At 72.3% G+C, this 21,686-nt stretch carries 19 protein-coding genes; 5 read left to right on the plus strand and 14 right to left on the minus strand.

Annotation, left to right across the window (positions count from 1 at the left end):
• The first annotated feature begins 63 nt into the window (after positions 1 to 63).
• Positions 64 to 474, plus strand: coding sequence for an Imm7 family immunity protein (locus FXF51_RS01195; RefSeq protein ID WP_148432317.1), 411 nt, complete (start codon positions 64 to 66; stop codon positions 472 to 474).
• Positions 475 to 483: 9 nt separating this feature from the next.
• On the opposite strand, the gene FXF51_RS01200 is transcribed toward FXF51_RS01195, so the two are convergent.
• The 3 genes from FXF51_RS01200 to FXF51_RS01210 form a co-directional block, all read right to left on the minus strand.
• Positions 484 to 2,433: an endo-1,3-alpha-glucanase family glycosylhydrolase gene (locus tag FXF51_RS01200; protein WP_148432318.1), complete on the minus strand. Its 1,950-nt coding sequence runs from the start codon at positions 2,431 to 2,433 to the stop codon at positions 484 to 486.
• A 122-nt stretch (positions 2,434 to 2,555) separates the two neighbouring features.
• Positions 2,556 to 2,978 (minus strand): tautomerase family protein, encoded by a 423-nt coding sequence (locus FXF51_RS01205; RefSeq protein ID WP_148432319.1) that lies wholly within the window; start codon positions 2,976 to 2,978, stop codon positions 2,556 to 2,558.
• Positions 2,979 to 2,989: 11 nt separating this feature from the next.
• Positions 2,990 to 3,685: an SDR family oxidoreductase gene (locus tag FXF51_RS01210; protein WP_148432320.1), complete on the minus strand. Its 696-nt coding sequence runs from the start codon at positions 3,683 to 3,685 to the stop codon at positions 2,990 to 2,992.
• 64 nt (positions 3,686 to 3,749) lie between these two features.
• Between FXF51_RS01210 and FXF51_RS01215 the strand changes: the two genes are divergently transcribed.
• A complete protein-coding gene (locus tag FXF51_RS01215) occupies positions 3,750 to 4,334 on the plus strand; it encodes a TetR/AcrR family transcriptional regulator (RefSeq protein ID WP_148432321.1) in 585 nt (194 codons plus the stop codon).
• A 70-nt stretch (positions 4,335 to 4,404) separates the two neighbouring features.
• Complete coding sequence (locus tag FXF51_RS01220) at positions 4,405 to 6,450, plus strand: SpoIIE family protein phosphatase (protein WP_148432322.1); 2,046 nt, start codon at positions 4,405 to 4,407, stop codon at positions 6,448 to 6,450.
• Positions 6,451 to 6,455: 5 nt separating this feature from the next.
• Here FXF51_RS01220 and FXF51_RS01225 read toward each other — a convergent pair whose 3' ends face one another.
• Complete coding sequence (locus tag FXF51_RS01225) at positions 6,456 to 7,409, minus strand: TetR/AcrR family transcriptional regulator (protein WP_148432323.1); 954 nt, start codon at positions 7,407 to 7,409, stop codon at positions 6,456 to 6,458.
• On the opposite strand from FXF51_RS01225, the gene FXF51_RS01230 reads away from it, so the two are divergent.
• On the plus strand, positions 7,408 to 7,878 hold the full coding sequence (locus FXF51_RS01230) for an FAD-dependent oxidoreductase (RefSeq protein WP_148432324.1): 471 nt from the start codon (positions 7,408 to 7,410) through the stop codon (positions 7,876 to 7,878). The genes FXF51_RS01225 and FXF51_RS01230 overlap by 2 nt on opposite strands.
• 58 nt (positions 7,879 to 7,936) lie before the next feature.
• On the opposite strand, the gene FXF51_RS01235 is transcribed toward FXF51_RS01230, so the two are convergent.
• The 5 genes from FXF51_RS01235 to FXF51_RS01255 are packed head-to-tail and all read right to left on the minus strand — an operon-like array spanning position 7,937 to position 15,757.
• Entirely contained in the window at positions 7,937 to 10,132 is a 2,196-nt protein-coding gene (locus tag FXF51_RS01235; protein WP_148432325.1) for a beta-glucosidase, read from the minus strand.
• Positions 10,133 to 10,144: 12 nt separating this feature from the next.
• Complete coding sequence (locus FXF51_RS01240) at positions 10,145 to 12,709, minus strand: glycoside hydrolase family 78 protein (protein WP_148432326.1); 2,565 nt, start codon at positions 12,707 to 12,709, stop codon at positions 10,145 to 10,147.
• A gap of 8 nt (positions 12,710 to 12,717) precedes the next feature.
• On the minus strand, positions 12,718 to 13,545 hold the full coding sequence (locus tag FXF51_RS01245; RefSeq protein WP_148432327.1) for a carbohydrate ABC transporter permease: 828 nt from the start codon (positions 13,543 to 13,545) through the stop codon (positions 12,718 to 12,720).
• Positions 13,542 to 14,468, minus strand: a complete 927-nt coding sequence (locus FXF51_RS01250; protein ID WP_222871068.1) for a carbohydrate ABC transporter permease — start codon at positions 14,466 to 14,468, stop codon at positions 13,542 to 13,544. Before FXF51_RS01250 ends, FXF51_RS01245 begins: the two co-directional genes overlap by 4 nt.
• Positions 14,465 to 15,757, minus strand: a complete 1,293-nt coding sequence (locus FXF51_RS01255; protein WP_148432328.1) for an ABC transporter substrate-binding protein — start codon at positions 15,755 to 15,757, stop codon at positions 14,465 to 14,467. The genes FXF51_RS01250 and FXF51_RS01255 overlap by 4 nt, the downstream gene beginning before the upstream one ends.
• Positions 15,758 to 16,006: 249 nt before the next feature.
• Here FXF51_RS01255 and FXF51_RS01260 point away from each other — a divergent pair, with 249 nt between their 5' ends.
• The gene (locus FXF51_RS01260; protein WP_148432329.1) at positions 16,007 to 17,041 is read left to right on the plus strand and encodes a LacI family DNA-binding transcriptional regulator; all 1,035 of its coding nucleotides are present in this window, start codon (positions 16,007 to 16,009) and stop codon (positions 17,039 to 17,041) included.
• Between the two features lie 27 nt (positions 17,042 to 17,068).
• Here FXF51_RS01260 and FXF51_RS01265 read toward each other — a convergent pair whose 3' ends face one another.
• The 5 genes from FXF51_RS01265 to FXF51_RS01285 all read right to left on the minus strand — a co-directional run bounded on the left by FXF51_RS01265 (position 17,069) and on the right by FXF51_RS01285 (position 21,685).
• A complete protein-coding gene (locus FXF51_RS01265) occupies positions 17,069 to 17,839 on the minus strand; it encodes an SDR family NAD(P)-dependent oxidoreductase (RefSeq protein ID WP_148432330.1) in 771 nt (256 codons plus the stop codon).
• Positions 17,840 to 17,897: 58 nt separating this feature from the next.
• Positions 17,898 to 19,100 (minus strand): cytochrome P450, encoded by a 1,203-nt coding sequence (locus FXF51_RS01270; RefSeq protein ID WP_148432331.1) that lies wholly within the window; start codon positions 19,098 to 19,100, stop codon positions 17,898 to 17,900.
• Between the two features lie 85 nt (positions 19,101 to 19,185).
• A complete protein-coding gene (locus FXF51_RS01275) occupies positions 19,186 to 19,890 on the minus strand; it encodes an ABC transporter ATP-binding protein (protein ID WP_222871069.1) in 705 nt (234 codons plus the stop codon).
• Positions 19,890 to 20,678, minus strand: coding sequence for an ABC transporter ATP-binding protein (locus tag FXF51_RS01280; RefSeq protein WP_148432332.1), 789 nt, complete (start codon positions 20,676 to 20,678; stop codon positions 19,890 to 19,892). Before FXF51_RS01280 ends, FXF51_RS01275 begins: the two co-directional genes overlap by 1 nt.
• Positions 20,675 to 21,685 carry a branched-chain amino acid ABC transporter permease gene (locus tag FXF51_RS01285; protein ID WP_148432333.1) on the minus strand — a complete coding sequence of 337 codons (1,011 nt, stop codon included), beginning with the start codon at positions 21,683 to 21,685 and terminating at the stop codon, positions 20,675 to 20,677. The genes FXF51_RS01280 and FXF51_RS01285 overlap by 4 nt, the downstream gene beginning before the upstream one ends.
• Between the last annotated feature and the right edge of the window lies 1 nt (position 21,686).

Raw genomic sequence — 21,686 nt, forward strand, 5'->3', positions numbered from 1 at the left:
GTCTCGTGGTGTCCATCGCCGCCCTGCTGCCGCTGTCGCGGGGGCATCGGTAGCGTGGCCGGGATGTTCGAGTATCACGGCTGGCTGACCATCCGCGAGAGCGCGGGCCCGGACGACGATCCGGCGCTGCTGCGCAGGCAGGTCGAGGAGGTCCGGGAGCGCCTGGCCACGCTCGGCGACTACGGGCTGGCCGACCTGCGGTGGATGAACGGCGTGCCGTTCGTCCACCTGGCCGGCAACCCCAACCGCGGCGGCACGTGGGGTGCGGCGGTCATCGGCCTGTTCGCCGAGGTCGGCCGGATCGCTCCCGGCTCCTACGGCCTCCTGTACGTGTGGGACGGCGAGGGCGGCCCGCACGCGAACGAGTTCCGCGTCTTCCGGCTCGTCAGGGGCGAGGTGACCGAGCACGCGGACGGGTTGCTGTCCCCGGCGGTCCCGATCCTGGAAGATCCATGGGACGCGGGCACGGGATGACCTGGATCGTCAGCGGTCGCTGGAGGCGGCGCGGTAGTGCAGATCCTGCACGTACGGCGTCGCCGTGACCGGGTACGGCGACGTCACCTTCGCCACGGTGGCGGAGCTCCTGGTCACGGTGGCCGAGGCGGTGCCCGCCCTGAGCGGGAACGTCTTGGCGGACACGCCGGCGGGCGCGTCGTAGGTCTGCGTGGTGCCGCCGACCGTGACCGACACCTTGCCGGCCGCGGTGAGCATGCTGAGCACCTCCACGGTGTCACGGGCGGCGGTGCTGCCGGCGCGCAGCTTCATCAGCTTGGTCTGCGCGTACGACGGCGTGGCCGCGACCGGCTGCACCCGGTGGGTGAGGTAGGCGACGTCGTTGGTGATCTTCGGGCAGCCGAGCTTGTAGCAGGTCAGGTAGTAGGCGTTGATGTCCAGGTAGGTCCACCCGGCGTTCCTGGACGGGGCGAACTGGGTGTTCTCCGAGTAGTCGTTCCAGGTGGTGAGCTGGACCCAGTCGGCCTTGCCGTCGATGGCGCCCTTCCAGGAGGCGCGCAGGTTCTCGGTGTTGCCGGCCTCGTCGAAGATGCCCTGGTTGGGGCGCTCGTCCTGGACCGACACCGGCTGCATCCAGATCTTGCCCAGGTTGTGCGCGGTGGTGATGTTGGTGGTGAGGTTGGCGTTGGCCGCGGGGCTGCGGCTGCCCCAGTTGGAGAAGCCGTGGCTGATGGAGGCGAAGGCGTCGCGGTTCTTGCCGAAGTCGACGAAGCAGGGCACCAGGGCGACCTTGATGCCGTACGTCGTCTCCATGGTCTTCATCCAGTCGGCCCACCAGGCGGCGGTCCTGCCCTCTGCCTTGAACGGGGCGACGACCAGGCGGTCGTCGGCGAGCCGGTAGACCGAATCGGACGCGGCGAGCCCGGCGATGGCCTTGGCCAGGGTGGCGCTGTCCACGGAGGCCAGCCCGTTGGTGTCGGGCATGAGCACGATCTTGAAGCCGGGATCGACGGCCTCGGCGGCCTTGACGAGGTTCTGCACCCGCGTCCAGTTGGCGCTGGTCACCGAGAGTATGTCCACGGTGAACCCGTCGAGGCCGGCGGCGATGGCCTGCTTGACCTCGGTCTTCAGGTCGGCGAGCGCGTAGTCGCCGGTGATGGGGGAGCGGCCGGGCGGGCGGTCGCGCAGCAGCCCGCCGTAGGCGGCGTGCTTGCCGCTCTCTCCTTCGGGCTTGAGGTAGTTGCGGGCGTAGTAATCGTTTTCCGTAGCGGCGTTGTCGAAGGAGATCGGGTAGGGCGGGAAGTAGTGCGCGAACACCTTCTTGCCCGTGGCCCGCAGCGCCGAGGTGCTCGCCAGGGTGAACGGCAGCGGCCCGGCGGTCTGCTCCTCGCCCGTCCCTGGCGTGTAGGTGACGGTGAGCTTCGGCCCGCGCTCGCCGGTCTCGCGCGAGGACATCAGGACGGTCGTGGTGTCGGACGTCCCGGTGAGGGCGAAGGCGTAGGTGCCGTCACCGTCGATCGCGGAGGAGACGTCCAGCTTGGCGGTCGCGCCGGTGGTGAACCCGGTGTGCGTGGCGACGGCGCTCCCGCTGACGGCCGGGCGGGTGTTCCAGGTGGTGGCGGCCTCGGTCCAGGAGCCCGTCACGGGTAAGGCGGAGACGGTGGTGGCGGTCGTCCTGGCCGAGACGACGTCCAGGGTGACCTTGACGTCCTCGGCGTCGTCCGGGATGCCGGTGACCTTGAAGCGGGTCAGCGCCAGGCGCTGCCCGGTGGCGGTCCCGCCGCAGCCGGAGCCGCAGACGCTCAGCCACGTCGCGGTGGCGAAGCTCTTGGCGGGCTCCGCCTGGCTGACGAACACGTCCTCCGTGGCCGCGAACGACACGCTGACCGGGGCCGCCGCGGACGCCTGGGCGGGGGCGACGGCTCCCAGGGCGGCCAGGGCCGTCGCGACCGTCAGCAGCGCCCCATATCGGTTGACCATGAAACTCCCATCGATGATCGGCGCGGGCTCCGTAAGAGGGGGAGCCCGCTCTGCGGACCAAGGATGGGGCAAAGATCAACGCGTTGTTCAGGCTTCGCCATAAATACCCTTTTGGAACGTCATCAGTAGGGCACAGGCTTGTTCTCGCGTGCCCAGAGCTGCTCCTCCTCGCTGCCCGTGGGCGGCGGCGCCAGCCCGTCGATCATCCACAGGTCTCGCGGCGTCTCGTCCACGTGGAACTCGCAGTGCAGCCCCCGCTCCTGCGTGTGCCTGGCCAGCAGGCGGCCCAGCGCCCCGGCCATGCGCTCGCGCAGCCCCTGGTCGTCGGCGTGGCGGGCGATGTGCTCGATCACGACCCGCACGGTGTCGCCCGACGGCACGCCGCCGACCAGGAACGACTCCCGCGGGACCGGATGGAAGAGCGTCACGACGTAGAACCTGGGCAGCCCGAACCGGGCGTAGAAGCCGGTGACCTCCTCGGCGAACTCGCGCTTGTGCTGCTCGGAGAAGGCATCGGCGGGATGGTAGACGTGCCACAGCGGCATGTTCGCTCCAATCAGATGGACACGGTGAGACCTTCGACGGGGCCGGCCAGCGCCGCCTTCATCCGCCTGGTGTAGTCGTCGACGAGGACCTCGCTGTCCCCGTTCTCCAGGCCGTCCAGCACCGCCGCGGCGACCTCGGCGGGGGAGACCTTGGGGGCCGTGATGGCCGCCACCATGTCGGTGTCGGCGAAGCCCAGGTGTACGCCGACGACCTGCGTGCCCTGCGGCGCGAGCTCGATGCGCAGGGAGTTCGTGATCGACCAGAGGGCGGCCTTCGAGGCGCCGTAGGCGGCGGCGCCGGCGCCCCAGGACAACACGGAGTGCAGGTCGGCCAGGGCTCCGCCGCCGTTGGCCGCCAGGATCGGGGCGAAGGCGCGCGCCACGCGCAGGGCGCCGAACACGTTGGTGTCGAACGTCGCGAGCACGTCCGCCATGTCCGCCTTCAGGAGCGGGGCGGGGAGCAGGACGCCCGCGTTGTTCACCACGATGTTAACGTCGCGGGCCGTCTCGGCCAGGGCCGAGACGGCGTCCTGGTCGGTGACGTCGAGGGGCACGGGGTGGACGCGCGGATCTGCGTCGGGGGCGGGCTTGCGGGCGGTCACGTAGACCTTGGCCGCCCCGCGCTCCAGGAGCGCTTCGGCGATCGCCTTGCCCAGACCTCGCTGACCGCCGGTCACCAGCGCCACCGCGTTCTTGATCGCGACCATGGGGCCTCCTTCCGGTAGAATAGATTATGAGCATCATCTATATCACGAGGGAAGTGCGGACGACATGCCCAGAGCATCCAGGGCCGACGCGGAGCGGCACCGCGAGCAGGTGATCGAGGCCGCGGCGAAGCTGGTACGCGCGTACGGCGCGGGGAACGTGAGCGTCCCGCAGGCGATGGCGGCGGCGGGGCTCACCCACGGCGGCTTCTACCGCCACTTCGCCTCCAAGGACGACCTGATCGCGCGGGCCTGCTCGGCCGCCTTCGCCGAACGGGTCAAGGCCCTGGACGACCTGACCGAGGGCGGCGACCCCGAGACCCCCGCCAGGGCCGCCTTCCTGGACGGCTACCTGTCCGTGCTGCACCGCGACAACGCCGCGCTCGGCTGCCCCGGCGCGGCCCTGGCGGTGGACGCGGGCCGCGCGGAGCCCGGCGACCCGCTCAGGCAGGCGTTCACCGACGGCCTGCGCGACCTGGTCGAGGCGATGCGGCAGCTCGACGGGGCCGACGAGGAGACGGTGCTCGCCGAGCTGTCCGCGATGGTCGGGGCGCTGATGTTGTCGCGGGCCTGCGCCGGCGAGGCCCTGTCGGAGCGGATCCTCGACGCGGTGCGCAGCCGCCTGCTGGACGGCGGCCATCGTACGGGCTGAGCAAAAAGCGTTCTCACCTGCCCATGACCGGGTAGAGCCTTGGTGTTCGTGGCCCTCGGGGGAGGTCACCATGGGTGCGGTTGGCGACGACGGGGACAGCGGTCTGGCGTTCGAGACGCTGGACCTCGCGCCGGTGGGGATCGCGGTGACGCGCGGCCCCGGCCACCGGCTGGTCTACACCAACGCCATGTACCGGTCGCAGTTCAGCGACCCGCGCGGCGAGGTGCCGCTCGACGAGGCGTTCGCCGGCTTCGTACGGCGCCACTACCGTCGCCAGTTCGACCGCGTCTACAGCACCGGCGAGCCGGTCGTCACCACCGCGGAGCCCGAGCCGTCCAGGCCGGGGCAGCCGGAGACCCGGGAACGCTTCTTCACCCGCAGCCTGTCACAGGTCGTGTTCGGGCCCGGCGACCACGGCGTGCTCGCCGTGGTGATGGAGGTGACCGAGCAGACCACGGCCGCCCGCCAGGTCACGGACCTGGCCGAGCAGCGCCGCCACATCCTGCGCCGCTACGAGAGCCTGATGCGGGTCAGCGCGGACATCTTCTGGGTGACCAGCAGGGACGGGTACGTGTCCGAGCCCAGCCCGAGCTGGGAGCGGGTGACCGGCCAGCGGTGGGAGGACTACCGCGGCCGGCGCTGGCTGCGCACGGTGCACCCCGACGACCGCCCGGCCACCGTGGAGTCCTGGCTGCGGGCCGTCGGCCGGGCCACCGAGCTGTGGGAGCACGTCTACCGGCTGCGCACCGTCGTGGGCTACCGGCACTTCCAGCTCCGCGCGGTGCCGATCTGCGAGGACGGGCAGGTCGTGGAGTGGGTGGGCTCGTCCATCGACGTCGAGCAGCAGTGGCAGGAGCAGCGGCGCCAGCGCCTGCTGGACCGCGCGGTCATCGCCACGGCGCAACTGCGGAGCCTGGAGGAGATGCTCGGCGCGCTGGCCGACGTGATCGTGCCTGAGCTGGCCGACGGCTGCGGCGTCTACCTCGTCACCGACCTGATCGGCCAGCGGGACGGCGCCGACCTGTTCGTCGTCGAGCGGCTGGCCACCGCGGCGCGTCCTGGGCTGGTGCGGCTGCCGCCGTACAGTGAGGAGCGCCTGGCGGCGAGCAACACCTTCGCCCAGGTCATCCGGCAGCGGCGGCCCCTGCTCAAGACCTTTCCCGCCGGTTCGCCGCCGCCCGGCCTGGTGCCCCAGGGCACGCGGCCGTGGCTGGAGGCGAACGACGCCAACGGCGTGGTGGTGCTCCCGGTCATCGTCGACGGGGCGGTGTCGGCGCTGGTCTGCGCGGTGACGTGCGGGAACCGCCCGGCGATCAGGCGCGCCGACATCTCCCTGCTGAACCGCATGTTCGTCAACGCCCACGACGCGCTGAGCAGGGCCATCCGCTTCCAGCGCGCCCAGCAGATCGCGCTGGCCCTGCAGTACAGCCTGCTCGCCGAGCCGCCCCAGGTGCCCGGCATGCAGATCATCGCCCGCTACCGCGCCAGCCCGGCCGCGGCGGAGGTGGGCGGCGACTGGTACGACTCGTTCCTGCTGCCCGACGGCGTGCCGGCGCTGGTGATCGGGGACGTGGCCGGCCACGACCTGAGCGCCGCCGTGGCGATGAGCCAGTTGCGCAACATGCTGCGCGCGCTGGCGATGGACCGCCGTGAGCCGCCGGGGGAGATCCTCACCCGGCTCAACATCGCGATGGAGTCGCTGTCGGGCGACATCACCGCCACCTGCGTGTACGCCAGGGTGGAGGAGTGCGGTGACGGCCACCGGCTGCGGTACGCCACGGCCGGCCACCCGCCGCCGCTGCTGATCACCCAGGAGGGCCGGGGCCGCTACCTGGACGACGCCGTCAGCCCGCTGCTCGGCCTGCCCTCCCGCGAGGGCCGCGCCTCGCGGACCGCGCCGCTGCCGCCGGGCAGCACCCTCCTGCTCTACACCGACGGTCTCGTGGAGCATCCCGGCGAGCATCTCGACCGTGGGCTGGACCGGCTGCGGCGGATGGCGGAGCCGCTCGCGGGCCAGCCCGTGGACAAGCTCTGCGACCAGTTGCTCAGCGGGCTGCCCACCACCGGCCTGGACGACATCGCCGTCATCGCGCTGCGCCTGCCGGTCCAGGGCTGAGCCCGTCAGCGGGCACGCCGGCCGAGCGCGCGGATACCGTCCAGGATGAGATCGACGCCCGCCAGGAACTGCTCCCGGTCGTCGTGGTCGCGCAACTGGCCCGCCACGCCGCGGATGAACGGGTACTCGCCGGGATCGAGGCTCGCCCACGCGACCGACACCGTCGTGAGGAAGGCGGTCCGGTCCGCGCCGGGCTCCATGGCGCGGGCGTTCGCGGCGTTCAGCCCGCCGACGCCGAGGATGTAGTTGAGCAGCGCCGACGCCGCCGTGAACCCGGCGCCGGCGGGCACGCCGAGCGCCCGCACCTGCTGCCCGACGCACTCGAAGATGCGCAGCATCGCCGGTTGTGACGGGGTGCGGGAGAGCTGCGTGCCGACCCACGGGTGCGCGTCGATCGCGTCGAAGACGGCGAGCGCGAGGGCTCTGACCGGCTCCTCACCCGCGTCCGAGGAGCCGGCGGCGCCGGTCGTGGAGGCGAGGACGGTGCCGGTGGCGGCGGTGAGCAGCTCGCTCTTGTTCGCCACGTGGTGATAGATCGCGCCAGGGCCGGTCTTCAGGTGGGCGGCGAGCCGCCGGAAGGTCAGCCCGCTCTCGCCCCCGTCGTCGAGCAGCTCGATGGCCGCCTCGACAATGCGCTCCCGGGACAGAGCGTCCGCGCGTCGCTCGGCGGGCTGACGCTCGCCCGCGTCCTGCACGTCCACGGCATCCCCGCGACCGTCTACGAGGCCGAGTCCTCGCCGGAGGCCCGCGCGCAGGGCGGCATGCTCGACATCCACCGCCACGACGGGCAGCACGCCCTCAAGGACGCCGGCCTGTTCGAGGAGTTCACCGGCCTCGTCCACGAGGGCGGCGAGGCCATGCGGCTCCTCGACGAGCACGGCACCGTGCTCCTCGACCAGCCCGACGACGGCCAGGGCGGGCGGCCCGAGGTGCCGCGCGGCCGGCGGCGGGGGCTCCATGCTGGCGCTCGCACCGGGGAAGGGCATCGCCGCCCACCGCGAGCCGGGCGGCGTCCTGCACACCTACGTGCAGCTCAACAAGCCCAGGGAGTGGGCCGACGGCATCGGCCTCACCGACGCCGGCACGGCCAGGGCCCTGGTCGCGGAGGAGTTCGAGGGCTGGGCGCCGGAGCTGACCGCGCTCATCACCGACGGCGAGACCGCGCCGGTCGTGCGGCTCCTGCACGCCCTGCCCGACGGGCACCGGTGGCAGCACGTCCCGGGCGTGACGCTGCTCGGCGACGCCGCCCATCTGACGGTGCCGTCCGGCGATGGCGCGAACCTGGCCATGTATGACGGCGCCGAGCTGGGCAAGGCCGCCGCCGACGCGTCGCAGCTCCTTCCGAGGTACCTCGGCGACGGGGCCCCGCGGAGCGTCGTGGACATGTTCACCGGCGCAGGGGCGGATGACGTCCGGACGCGGCGATGAGGCGGCGGGCCATGCGCGTGCCCGCCACCCGCGCCGGGGCAGGTGGCGGGCGGTCGCCCTACGGCAGCCGTACGGCGGCGCTCAGCGGCAGGTCCCGCGACGACCGGCCGGCCTGCACCCGGTACGTGCCCGGCACGGTCGTCCAGCGCCCGGCCGCCGTGTCCCAGACCGACAGCGGATGGTCGGCCGCGTCCGCGCGCACCTTCACCTCGATCGTGCGTGACTGCCCCGGCCTGAGCGTGACCTGCTCGAACCCGGCCAGCCGCCTGCCCGGCTCGGCCGCGCGCCCCGGCAGCGTCACGTAGAGCTGGGCGGTCTCGGTGCCGGTCCTGGCGCCGGTGTTCCTGACGCGGAAGCGCGCGGTGAACCCGTCGCGGTGCCGGTCGAGCCGCAGGCCCTCGTAGGCGAACGAGGTGTACGACAGGCCGTGGCCGAACGGGAACAGCGGCTCGACGCCCTCGCTGTCGTACCACTTGTAGCCGACCTTGAGGCCCTCGGTGTAGTTGACCTGGCGGATGCTGGTGCGGTCGCCGGGCGGGCGGACGGTGCCGCCGTCGGCGAACACCCCCGGATACTGCTCGGGCGTGCGCGTCGGCAGGTCGGCCACGTCCTTCGGGAAGGTCATCGGCAGCCGGCCGGACGGGTTGTCGTCGCCCCAGAGCAGCCGGGCGATGGCGGTGCCCTGCTGGTCGCCCGGGTACCAGGCCTCCAGGACGGCCTTGACGCGGCCGAGCCAGGGCATCAGCACGGCGCTGCCCGTCTCCAGCACGACCACGGTCTCGGGGTTGGCCGCCGCGACCGCCTCGATCAGGGCGTCGCCGCCGTTGTCGAGGTTGAGGTTCGGCCGGTCGGCGCCCTCGCCCATGGTGTAGTAGCCGAACACGATCGCCACGTCGGCGTCCCTGGCCGTGGCGGCGGCGGAGGCCAGGTCGGCGCCGTTGTCGAAGGTGACCGTGGCGCCCTGGGCGGCGGCCCGCCGCGTGATCGCGTCGAGCGGCGCGACCGGCGTGATCTTGCAGTCGCCCGCGCCGAAGCCGCGCATCCCGCACACGGTGTTCGCGCTGACCCCGTTGGTGGGCGTGTTGGACGCGGTCGGCCCGATGACCGCGATCCGCCCGGCCCGCTTGGAGATCGGCAGGATCCGGGGATCGTTCTTCAGCAGCACCGACCCCTGGGCGGCGATCGCCTGGGAGACCGCCTTGTGCTCGGGCGTGGAGACGTCCTCGGCGGGGACGGCGGGCACCGGATGGTCGAACAGCCCGGCCTTGAGATAGGCGCGCACCACGCGGAACGCCGCCGCGTCGAGCTGCGCCTGGGAGATCTCGCCCGCCGCGATCGCCGCCTTGAGCAGGTCGGGCGTCAGGAAGCGCGGACGGTTCAGCTCCTGGTCCATCCCGGCCGCCACCGAGGGGCCGGTGGAGTGCACGGAGCCGAAGTCGGACATCACGTAGCCGTCGAATCCGTCCTTCAGCACCTCCTTCAGCATCGGGTTCTCGCACGCGTACACGCCGTTGACCTGGTTGTAGGAGCACATGACGGCGCCCGGCGAGCTGCCGCCCAGCGTCACCTCGAACGGCAGGTCGTAGACCTGGCGCAGGGTGCGCTCGTCCATGTTGGACGAGCTGAGCTGCCGGTCGAGCTCCTGCTCGTTGCCCAGGTAGTGCTTGAGCACCGCCATCACCGGCCGCTCAGGGTCGCCCTTCTGCAGCCCGTTGACGTGGGCGGCGGCCAGCGTGCCGCCGAGCAGGGCGTCCTCGCCCAGGTACTCGGGCGTGCGGCCGGACAGCGGGGTGCGCCCCGAGGCCAGGCCGGGACCGAGTACCACGTTCCTGCCCTTGCCGAACGCCTCCGCGCCCTGCGCCCGGCCCTTGGCGAAGGCCAGATCGGCGTTCCAGCTCGCCGCCAGGCCGATCTGCGCGGGGAACGTCGTCACGCCCGCCGGCCCGCGCACCGAGTCGGGGCCGTCGGTGTAGGTCACGTTCGGCGTGCACGGGACCTGCGGCGGGTAGGTCACGCCGCTGAACGTGGTGCCGGACGGCTGGTTGGCCGGATGCTCGACCAGCCAGCGCATCCGCTGCTCCGGCGTGCTCGCCGCGAGCAGCAGAGCCGCCCGCTCGCCGGCGCTCTTCCGGGTGTTCATCCAGGGACATTCGGCCGGGTACGGGTCGCGGGCCGCCGCCGCCAGGGCAGGCTGGAGCGGCGGCGCGACCACGGCGGCGAGTGCTACGGGCAGGAGCAGGCGTAACAGCCGCATGGGTGGCTCCTTCTACTGGGGGGTGGGGACGCAGTGGAAGACGTGCTGTCCGGGCCCGGCCTCGACCGCGGGCTCGCCCGGCAGGTCGACGACGGCGGTGGTGTTGTGCGGCACCCGGACGGTGACGGACAGCCGCTCGCCGTCGAGCCGCCACGCCACCTCGGCCTCGCCGTACGGGGTGAGGTGGGTGGCGCGGGCGTGCGTGAGCCCGCCGCCGGGCCGCGGCCGGACGAGGAGCTTGCGGTAGCCGGGCTCGGCCGGGGCCAGACCGGCGACCGTGCGGTGCATCCAGTCCGCGACGGCGCCGAGCGCGTAGTGGTTGAACGAGGTCATCTCGCCCGGGTTGACGGAGCCGTCGGGCAGCATGCTGTCCCAGCGCTCCCAGATCGTGGTGGCGCCCATGGTCACCGGGTACAGCCAGGACGGGCAGGCGCGCTGGGTGAGCAGCTTGTAGGCGGTGTCGTACGCGCCGACCGAGCAGAGGGCGTCGCAGATGAGCGGGGTGCCGACGAAGCCGGTGCCGATGCGGTGGTCGTCGGCGGCGACCAGTTCGACCAGCCGGCGCCCGGCCCGCTCACGCTGCTCGGGCCCGTCCAGCAGGTCCACGGTCAGGGCCAGGGCGTAGGCGGTCTGGGTGTCGCAGGCCAGCCGTCCCGACGGGGTGACGAACTCGCGGCGGAACGCCCCCCGCACCCGCTCGGCCAGCTCCGCGTACCGGGCGGCGTCGGCGTCGTGGCCGAGCAGCGCCGCCGTCTCGGCCACGACGCGGGCCGTCCAGGCGTGGTAGGCGGTGGCGACGAGCGCGTGGTCGGTGCGGGCCTTGCCGGGGTCGTCCGGGGGAGCGGCCGGGTCGAGCCAGTCGCCGAACTGGAAGCCCCTGTCCCACAGGTGGCCGCGGGTGAGCGCGCCGACCTGGTCGACCCACGCGGTCATGCTGGCGTACTGCGAGCCCAGCAGGCCGAGGTCGCCGGTGCGCTGGTAGAGCACCCACGGGACGAGCACGGCGGCGTCGCCCCAGGCGGCGGTGGGGGAGACGTCGAACACCAGCGGCACCCACGGCACGTAGTGCGGCACCGTGCCCACCTCGGCCTGCTCGGCCGCGAGGTCCGCCAGCCACGACGACAGCGGTCCCGCGCAGTCGTAGAGGAAGGCGGCGGCGGGGGCGAAGACCTGGATGTCGCCGGTCCAGCCGAGCCGCTCGTCGCGCTGGGGGCAGTCGGTGGGCAGGTCGACGTAGTTGCCGCGCATGCTCCACACGACGTTGTCGTGCAGCCGGTTGAGCAGCGGGTCGGAGCACTCGAACGTGCCGATCGGCCGCATGTCGGTGTGGCAGACCACCGCCACCACGTCCGCCGGGTCGAAGGCGCCGGGCCAGCCGTCGAGCTGGGCGTAGCGGAAGCCGTGCGTGGTGAAGCGCGGCTCGTAGACCTCAGGCTCGGCGTCGCCGCGCAGGGTGTACTGGTCGAGCGCGGCGGCGTCACGCAGCGGGCGGATGGCCAGGGCGCCGTTCTCCAGCACCTCGGCGTGGCGCAGGGTGACGGTGTGGCCGGCCGGGCCCTGGACGCGGATGCGCAGGCGGCCGACGAGGTTCTGGCCGAAATCCAGGATCGTCTCGCCGGACGGGCCGGTCAGCACCTCGACCGGGGACACCGTCCCGGTGCGGCGCACAGGCGGGCCGGTCGGCGCGACCAGCAGCGCCGGGTCGTGGGCGAGGGCTTCGGCCGGCAGCCAGGCCGAGTCGTCGAAGCCCGGCTGCGACCAGCCCGCCGGGTGCAGGCGGGCGTCGTGCTTCTCGCCGTCGTACAGGCCGGCCGAGGTGACCGGGCCGGTGGCGCAGCGCCAGTGCTCGTCGGTGGCGATCAGGTCGCGGGTGCCGTCCTCGTAGGTGATCTCCAGCTGGGCGATCAGCGCCGTACGGTCGCCGTAGATGTCGGTCTTGCCGCCGAGGAAGCCGATCCTGCCCCGGTACCAGCCGTCCGCGAGGGTCGCGCCGAGGGTGTTGGCGCCCTCGCGCAGCAGCCCGGTGACGTCGTGGGTGCGGTAGCGCAGGCGGTTGCGGTAGCTGGTCCAGCCGGGCGCGAGCACCTCGTCGCCGACGACCCGGCCGTTGAGCTCCGCCTCGAAGACGCCGTGCGCGGTGACGTACAGGCGGGCCTTGGCGAGAGGGCCGCGCAGGGGGAAGTCGCGGCGCAGCAGCAGCGCGGGGCCGTCGGGGACGCCGAGCAGCTCCAGCGACGGGGCGGCGGCCGAGGCCCGCCAGTCGGCCGGGTCCAGCAGCCCGGTCTCCACGTGCGACCACGGGCTCCAGTCGCTGACCGAGCCGTCGGCGCCGTGCACCCGCACCCGGGCGCCGCGCCGCTCGCGCGAGCCCAGCGGCGCGCCCGGCCAGGGGACGAGCACCGACTCCGCCGACTCGACCAGGCCGGTGGCCGTGCCGTCGCCGAGCTCGATCTCGTAGCCGGCCTGGGCCCAGCCGGCGGTGTCGGTGGTGACGGTCCAGGACAGGCGGGGCGCGCTTTCGCCGACGCCGAGCGGGTCGGTGTGGTGCTCGAAGGCGGGCGCGGTGACGTTAAGCAAGGTGCTCCTTAGCCCTTGACGGCGCCGGCGGTCATCCCGGCGACGATCTTGCGGTTGAAGAAGACGAACAGCACCAGCGGCGGGATCGTGATCAGGACGATGTCCATGAACAGCAGGTTCCACTGGGTGTTGTACTGGCTCTGGAAGTTGTAGAGCGTGACCTGCACGGTGGCGTTGTCGTCGCCGGGCAGCAGGTAGAGCGGGTTGACGAAGTCGTTGAAGATGTTGACCGAGCTGACCAGGATGACCGTGATGGTGACCGGCCGCAGCAGCGGGAAGATCACCCGGAAGAACAGCCGCATGCCGCTGCAGCCGTCGATCTGGGCGGCCTCGTCCAGCTCGCGCGGGATGGCCGCGATGAACGCGCGGAACAGCAGCATCGCGAACGACAGGTTGAAGGCGACCTCGGCCAGGATCATCCCGGGCAGCGTCTTGAACAGGCCGAGAGCCTGCAGCAGCCAGATGGTCGGCACCACCGCGGGCGGGATGATCAGCCCTGACAGCACCAGGAAGTCGGCCAGCCTGGCGACCTTGCCGGGGCGGCGCTGCAGCACGAACGCGGCCATGGCGGCGAAGACGACCAGCAGCGCCACCGAGGCGACGGTGATGATCGTGCTGTTGACGTAGGCGCGCAGCAGCACGTAGTCGCGGGCCTCGATGACGGCCATGAAGTTCTCCACCACCGGCCAGCTCGTCGGCCAGGCGAAGTCCAGGTCGATGGCCTGCTGCGGGTCCTTCACGGCGGTCAGCAGCATGAGCGCGAACGGCACCAGGAAGATCGCGGTGGCCAGGACCAGGGTGATCGTCTCGGCGCTGAGTCTCTTGAGCGTTCTCATGCGGCGACCTGCCTCTTGCCGAGCCAGTAGTTGAGCGGGACGGCGATGGCCGTGACGACGATGAACAGGATCACGTTGCCGGCGGTGGACAGGCCGAAGAAGCCGGCCTGGTACTGCTTGTAGATGATCGAGGCGATGGTGTCGCTGGTGAAGCCGGGGCCGCCGCGCGTCATCGTCCAGATGAGGTCGAAGGAGCGCAGGCCGCCGATGAACGACAGGATGATCACCGAGTAGGTGGCCGGCCACGACAGCGGCAGCGTCACGTGGCGGAAGCGGTGCCAGGCACCGCCGCCGTCCACCGCGACGGCCTGGTAGTACTCGGTCGGGATCGACATGATGCCCGCGATGTAGATCACGGTGGCCAGGCCGACGCCCTTCCACACGTCCACCAGCGCCACCGACAGCAGCGCCGTGGCGGCGTCGCCGAGCCAGTCGCGGCCGTCCACGCCGACCAGCGCGAGGGCCTGGTTGACCAGGCCGGTCTGCGGCTTGAGCAGCATGGCGAAGGTGATGCCGACCGCGACCGTGGACACCAGCGTCGGGAAGAACACGACCGAGCGCAGGAAGCCGCGCAGCCGCAGCCTGCTGGTGAGCAGCACGCCGAGCAGCAGCCCGAGCACCACCTTCAGCCCGGACGTGACGACCGCGTAGATGATCGTGTTGGCGAAGCCGATGCGCAGGTTCTGCTCGGCCAGGAAGTCACGGAAGTTGTCCAGGCCGACGAAGGTGCTGTCGAACAGGGTCCAGCGGGTCAGCGCGAAGTAGAACGCCATCACCGTCGGCACCAGGAAGATCACCAGGAAGACGATCCCGGCCGGCAGGTACAGCGCGTACGGGTAGGCCGACTTGCGCCTGACGTTCGCGCGGGCGTGCCCGGATGCCGGGCCGGGCCCCGTGCGGGGCCCGGCGTCCTGCTTCGTCACCACCCCGCGAGCCCCAGCTGCTTGGCCTGCTTCTCCACGTCCTTGTCGTACTGGGCCGCCCCCTCTGCGGCCGGGGTCAGGCCGGAGCCGACGGCGACGGTGATCTGCTCCAGCGACGGGCCCTTGACCGGGGAGACGAACTCCAGCGCCGGCGCCGTGCGGCCCTCGTCCACGTACACCTGGAGGTCCTTGGCCACCTGGATGGCGTCGTCGGGCAGCTTGGCGCCCTGGATGCGGTACGGGCCCGCCGGCTGGACGACCTTGTTGGTCGCCTCGGCGCCCGCCGGGGAGGCGACGAACGCCAGGAACTTCTTGGCGGCGTCCACGTGCTCGGACGTCTTGGCGATGTAGATGCCCGCCGGCTCCCAGATGGTCGCGCCGTTCTTGGCCGCGTCGGTGCCAGGGATGCCGAAGAAGCCCACGTCGGTGGCGGCCTGCGGCAGGCTCGCCACCAGCGGCGGGAGCTGGGCGCTGAGCATCGGGTAGTGCGCGCCCTTGCCATCGACCAGCAGCTTCAGGCCCTGGTCGGCGGTGGCCGAGCCGAAGCCCTCCTGCATGAGGTTCTTGGAGTGCACCTCGGCCAGGTGGTCGAAGCCCGCCTGGGCGGCCGGGGTGGTGGCGAACTTGGCCTGGTTGGCCGTGTAGTTCTTGGCGAAGTCCGGCACGGCGGCCTGCACGTTGTAGTAGTCGCCGAGGACGAAGAGCTGCGAGGTCCAGGTGTCCTTGAAGGTGCCGATCACCGGGGCGACGCCGGCCGCCTTGATCTTGTCGTTGTTGGCCATGAAGTCGGCCCAGGTCTTCGGCACCTCCAGCTTGAGCTGCTCGTACACCTTGCGGTTGTAGAGGATGCCGCCGCCCATGGCGGTGCCGCCCGGCACGCCGTACGCCTTGCCGTCCTGGCTCACCACGGGCAGGAAGTCCTTCTGCACGTTGGCCAGCACCGGGTCGCCGGTCAGGTCCACCATGGTCTGGGCCGGATTGAGCGCCTGCAGCAGCGAGCCGGAGTTGTACCAGAACACATCCGACATGTCGCCCGTGGACAGCCGGGTCTTGATGATGTTGTCGCCCTCGCTGCCGCCCGGCCGCGTCTCCGTTTCGATCTTGATGGTCGGATTGGCCTTCATGAAGGCGTCGGTGAGCGCCTTGGCGGTGTCCACCGTGGCCTGGCTGTTGTCAATGAGGAACTGCAAGGTGACGGCGCCGGCGTCGCCGCCGGACTCGGTGCCGGAGCCCGAACCGCACGAGCTCAGGGCCGCCATCGCGAGAACGGCCAGGACCGCTCCCGTCATTCGGTGCGAGGTGTTCACGACGCCCCTCCGGTTCGTTGAAACGTTTTAAGCGTCCCCCGATGCGAGTTAACGTAGGCGTTACCTAGCGGAGCGTCAAGAGGCCGATTGGGGAACGGTTTCCAATCGTGACTAATGTCAAGAGGCGGCTTGCTCAAGTGGGGACGGCAAGTCTGGATAACGTTACCCATCGCGTACGATGCGGCTGGCTCGTACAATCGGGCGACGTCGGGGTCCGAGGAAAGGCGGCACATGGCGACACGAGGCCGGCAGGCGAGAGTGACCATCACCGACGTGGCCCGCCATGCCCAGGTGTCCACCACGGCGGTGTCGAAGGTGCTGCGCAACGCCTACGGCGTCAGCGACGCCATGCGCGAGAAGGTCCGCGCCGCCATCGACGAGCTCGGCTACCGCCCGCACAACGCGGCACGCGCCATGCGCGGGCGCACCTTCACCATCGGCGTGCAGCTACCGCACATCAGGAACCCGTTCTTCTCCGACATCGTCGACGGCCTCACGGACGAGATCTCCGGCAGCGGCTACCAGGCGATCATGGTGCAGAGCGGCGACCTCGACGCCGACGCAGAACGCCGCGCCATCGACGCCCTGATGGACCGCCAGGTCGACGGCATCCTCTCCGTCGCCCCCGTCTGCTCCAGGGCGCAGCTCGAAGAGGTCGCCAGGAACACGCCCCTCGTCGTGCTCGGCCGCCACGACCGGTCGGCGCTCTACGACTGCGTCCTCGACGACGACGAACTCGGCGCCCAGCTCATGGTCGAACACCTCATCGCCCTCGGGCACCGCCGCATCGCGCACATCACCCAGCGCGACACCGCGACCCGCCGCTCCGCCGTCCTGCTCCAAGCCATCAGAGCCAGGACGTACGAGCAGGTCATGACCGAACACGGGCTGGCCGAACACCTCGCGATCGCGGCCACCTCCTACACCGAGGAAGGCGGCTACGACGGGGCCCGCGAACTCCTCGCCCGCCACCCGCGGCCCACCGCCATCTTCGCCGGCGCAGACCAGGCCGCCTTCGGCGTGCTGGCGGCCATCCACGAGGCGGGGCTCACGGTGCCCGGCGACATCTCCGTGGCGGGGTACGACAACGCCCGCATGAGCCGCCTCGCCCACATCTCGCTCACCACCGTGGACCAGGACGGCGCCATCATGGGCACGACGGCGGGGCGGCTGCTGCTCGAACGCATCGGGGGGCGGGCGGCGGCCGTCCGCTTCTCGGTCACCCCCACCCTGGTCGCCCGCCGCTCCACCGCCCCACCCGCCTGACCTGCCGGGCGGGGCGGCGGGTGGGCGTCAGTCGTGCAGGGAGCCGCCGCCGTCGATCGACCACGTCTGCCCGTTGACCCAGGCGGCGTCGTCCGACAGCAGGAAGGCGGCCGCCGCGGCCAGGTCGGACGGCTTGCCCAGGCGCGGCGTGCGGATGGCCCCCAGCACGGCGGCCTTGAACTCCTCGCTCATCGTCGCCAGCCCCGTCTCCGACAGCACCAGCCCCGGCGACACCCCGTTGCAGCGGATCCCTTCCTTGCCCCACCGCGAGGCGACGTGCCGGGTGAGGGCGTTCACCCCGGCCTTGGCGGCGGCGTAGGCGGGACGGAGCGGCTCGCCCACGAAGGCGGCGCTGGAGGAGGTGTTGACGATCGCGCCGCCCCCGCTCTCCAGCAGGTACGGGATGACGGTGCGGCAGGTGTGGGCGTAGCCGATGAGATCGACCTCCAGCGTCCGCCGCCAGACCGCCACGTCCATCCCCGACAGGTCGGCGTCGCGCCCGATGGTGTCCGGCGACAGGTCGGCGCCCACGTTGAACAGCCCGTCCACGCCGCCGAGCTCGGCCGCCGCCCGTTCGAACAGCGCCTTCACCGACTCCTCGTCGGCCAGGTCGAACGCGGCGGCGACAGCGGTCCCGCCGGCCGCGGTGATGCGCCCGGCGGTGGCCTCGGCGCCGGCCAGGTTGAGGTCGCCGATCAGGACGCGGCAGCCCTCCTCGGCCAGTCGTTCGGCGGTGGCGGCGCCGATGCCGGTGGCTCCGCCCGCCACGACGATCCTCTTGCCGTTCAGTCCTCGCATCACAGGCTCCGTTCTCGCTCGCAGGGGGTGGGGGTGCGGACCGAAACACGTGCCCAGGTCACCACTGGACGGGGACCCGCTCCAGCCCGCCGACGATCAGGCCCTCGCGGCGCTTCAGCTCCCCGGCCGGGACCGCCAGCTCCAGCGTGGGCAGCTTGTCCAGCAGCACCTTGAGCACGGTCTGCAGCTCGGTGCGGGCCAGTGACTGGCCCAGGCAGGAGTGGGGGCCGACGCCGAAGGCCACGTGCGGGTTCGGCGAGCGGTCCAGCCGCATCTCGCCGGCCTGCTCGAACTGCCGCTCGTCCCGGTTGGCGGCGGCCATGCTGCAGATGACGGTGGTGCCGCCCGGCAGTTTCTCGCCGCCGACCTCGACCTCCTCGCTGAGGTAGCGCGGCATGCCGAAGCCGGGGTTGGCGTCGAAGCGCAGCGCCTCCTCCACCGCCGGGCGGATCAGCGCGCGGTCGGCCAGCAGCGCCTCCCACCGCGTGCGGTCGGCCAGCAGCATCGACACCATCTTGCCGATCATGTTCGCGGTGGTCTCGTGCCCGGCGACCAGCAGCCCCTTGGCGGTGCCCAGCATGAGCTGCTCGGTCAGCCGCCCGTCGAGGCCCTCGACCATCGCCAGCAGCTCGCTGACCAGGTCGTCGCCCGGCTCGGCCTTCTTGCCCTCGACGAGCGCGACGAGGTAGCCGTCGAACTCGGCCTGGGCGGTGTCGATCTCCTCCTGGGCGAACCTGGTCATGCTGAGCATGGTGTCCGACCAGTACGCGAACTTCTCCCGGTCGGAGTCGGGCACCCCGAGCAGGTCGCAGATGGCCCACACCGGCAGCGGGAAGCCCACCTGGCCGACCAGGTCGGCGGGCGCGCCCTCGGCGACCATCCGCTCGACGAGCCGCACCGTCATGGCCTCGATCCTGGGCTGCATCGCCATGACGCGCTTGGCGGTGAACGCCTTGCCGACGAGCTGCCGCCAGGCGCGGTGCTCATCGCCGCTCATGCTGCTGCCGCCGCTGCCGAACACGCCGCCCGACTCGTTGGCGGTCACCCTGGCGGCGCCCGGGGCGTCGAGCTGCCGGGTGAAGCGCGGGTCGGACAGCACCTGCTTGACGTCGTCGTAGCGGGTGAGCAGCAGCGCCTGGTCGCCACTGGCCAGCCTGACGGGCGCGATCGGGCAGCCGCCGCGCAGTTCGGCCCACTCCTGTGGCGGCTCGAGTGCGGTGGGGTTGGCGAACGGGTAGTGCGGAACCTGCTCGACGGTCACGTGCCCTCCAGAGACGTAGACGGTGCCGATCTAAGTCAATCAGCTTAACGGCGGTGCCGCCTCATCTCCCGAAAGGGAATTCCGATCAGCCGACGCCGAGCAGGGCGTGCGCGCGGGCCCGATCGGCCCGGAACTCGGCGGTCGGGCTCCGGTGCACGATCCGGCCCTTGCGCATGACCGCCACCTCGTCCGCCAGGCGGAAGGCCAGGTGCAGGTCCTGCTCCACCAGCACGGCCGCGATGCCCGCGCCGCGCAGCCCCTCCAGCACGACGGCGACCTGCTCGACGACGGCGGGCGCGAGGCCGTCGGACGGCTCGTCCAGCAGGAGCAGCCGCGGATCGCGCAGCAGCGCCCGGCCGATGGCGAGCATCTGCTGCTCGCCGCCGGAGAGCTGGTCGCCGCGGTGGGCGCGGCGCTCGGCGAGGCCCGGCATCAGCTCGTAGACCCGCTCCACCGTCCAGCTCGGGCTCCTGCGGCCGGACGCGAGGGCCAGCGTCTCCGCCACGGTGAGCGGCGCGAACACGCGGCGGCCCTGCGGCACGATCGCGACGCCCGCGCGGGCCACCGTGTGCGCCGCGGCTCCGGCGAGCTCCCTGTCTCCGACGCGGACGCTGCCGGAGTACGGCTTGAGCAGGCCCATCACGGTGTGCACGAAGGTGGACTTGCCCGCGCCGTTGCGGCCGAGCAGCGCCACGACCGCGCCGGCGGGCACGGTGAGATCGACGCCGTCGAGCACCGTGGTGCCCGCGTAGCCCGCGCGCAGGTCCCGCACGGTCAGCAGGTCCGCCATCAGAGGTCTCCGGTGAGGGGGTCGTCGGTGAACAGGTCGTCGGTCCTGGCCGAGCCGAGGTAGGCGGCCCGCACCGCGTCGTCGGCCCTGATCTGCTCGGGCGTCCCGGACGCCAGGACCCGCCCCAGATGCAGGACGGTGACGCGGCCGGCCAGGCGGAACACCACGTCCAGGTCGTGCTCGACGATGAGCAGGGTGAGGCTGTCCGGCAGCCGTTCGATCAGGCCCGCGAACCGTTCCGTCTCGGCGGCGGACATGCCGGCGGTCGGCTCGTCGAACATGACCAGCGCGGGCTCGGCGGCCAGCACCATCGCCACTTCGAGCTGCCTGCGCTCGCCGTGCGACAGCGCGGCGGCCCGGTCGCCCGCCCGCCCGGCCAGCCCGACGGACTCCAGGTGGCGGCTCGCCTCGGCCTCGGTACGGCGGAAACGCCACGCCGCCCGGTCGAGCCGGTGGGCCACCCGGTGCACCCGCTGGACGGCGAGCGCCACGTTGTCCAGCACCGAGCAGTCCAGGAAGAGGCTGGAGTGCTGGTACGTGCGCAGCAGCCCGCGCCGGGCCCGTTCCGACTCGGGGAGACCGGTGATGTCGTGGCCGTCGAACAGCACGGTGCCGCTGGTGGCGGGCAGGGTTCCGGCCACGGTGGCGAACAGGGTGGACTTGCCGGCGCCGTTCGGGCCGATGAGGGCGTGCCGCTCGCCCGGCAGGACCGGCAGGTCCACGCCGTCCACGGCCTTCAGTGAGCCGTAGGCGCGGGTCAGGCCGCGCAGCTCCAGCAGGGGAGTCATGGCCGCCGCCCCCTCCGGCGCTCGGCACCGGCCCGGCGGCGGAGGCCGGCGATGCCGCGCGGCAGCAGGAAGACCACGGCCACGAACACCAGCCCCAGCACCAGCGGCCCGTGCCCGCCGATGGACGCCGACAGGTAGTCGCGCACCAGCAGCACCAGCGCCGCGCCCAGGCAGGGCCCCCACAGCGTGCCGCCACCGCCGATGACCACGCTGAGCAGGGCGAGCGCCGCCACCTCGAAGCCGAGATCGCCGGAGGAGACGAACCTGGCGTGCGCCGCCCACAGCGCCCCGCCCGCCCCCGCGACGGCCCCGGCCAGGCAGAACACGCCGTACCTGGCGAGCGCGGGCCGGTAACCGAGCGCCCGCATGCGCGGCTCGTTGTCGCGGATGCCGCGCAGCGTCCTGCCGTACGGCGAGCGGACGACCAGCGTCATCGCGGCGAACACGGCGACCGCCACCGCCAGCACCCACCAGTAGACGTATCCGGCGGCCAGCAGGGCAGGGCCGCCGAACAGGGTGATCGGCGGCATGCCGGCCAGGCCGTTGCCCGCGCCGACGGCGTTCCAGGTGCCGGCCACCTGGTGTGCCGTCTCGCCGATGGCCAAGGTGAGCATGAGGAAGACGATGCCGCGCGCCCGCACGGCGACCCAGCCGGTGAGCGCGGCGGTGACCAGACCGGCGGCCAGGCCGGCCAGCGCCTGCACGCCCGCGTCCGGGGTGAGGTGGATGCCGACGAGCGCGGCGGTGTAGGCGCCCGCGCCGAAGTAGGCGGCCTGCCCGAGGGTGGGCAGGCCGGTGACGCCGGTCAGCAGGTCGACGCTGAGCACCAGGACGGCGAAGGCCAGGATCCGGGTCATGGCCGAGATCGGGTAGGCGCTCAGGACCAGGGGTGCGGCGGCGAGGAGCAGGAGCACCGCCGCGGCCACGAGGGGCTTGGCCACGCCGCGCCGGGGCCTCGCCGGTGTGGGCTCGGCCTCGGACGCGCCGGTCTCGTGGGCCACTTTCATA

It is taken from the genome of Nonomuraea sp. PA05, assembly GCF_008086045.1.
In the GTDB taxonomy this organism is placed as follows: Bacteria; Actinomycetota; Actinomycetes; order Streptosporangiales; family Streptosporangiaceae; genus Nonomuraea; species Nonomuraea monospora.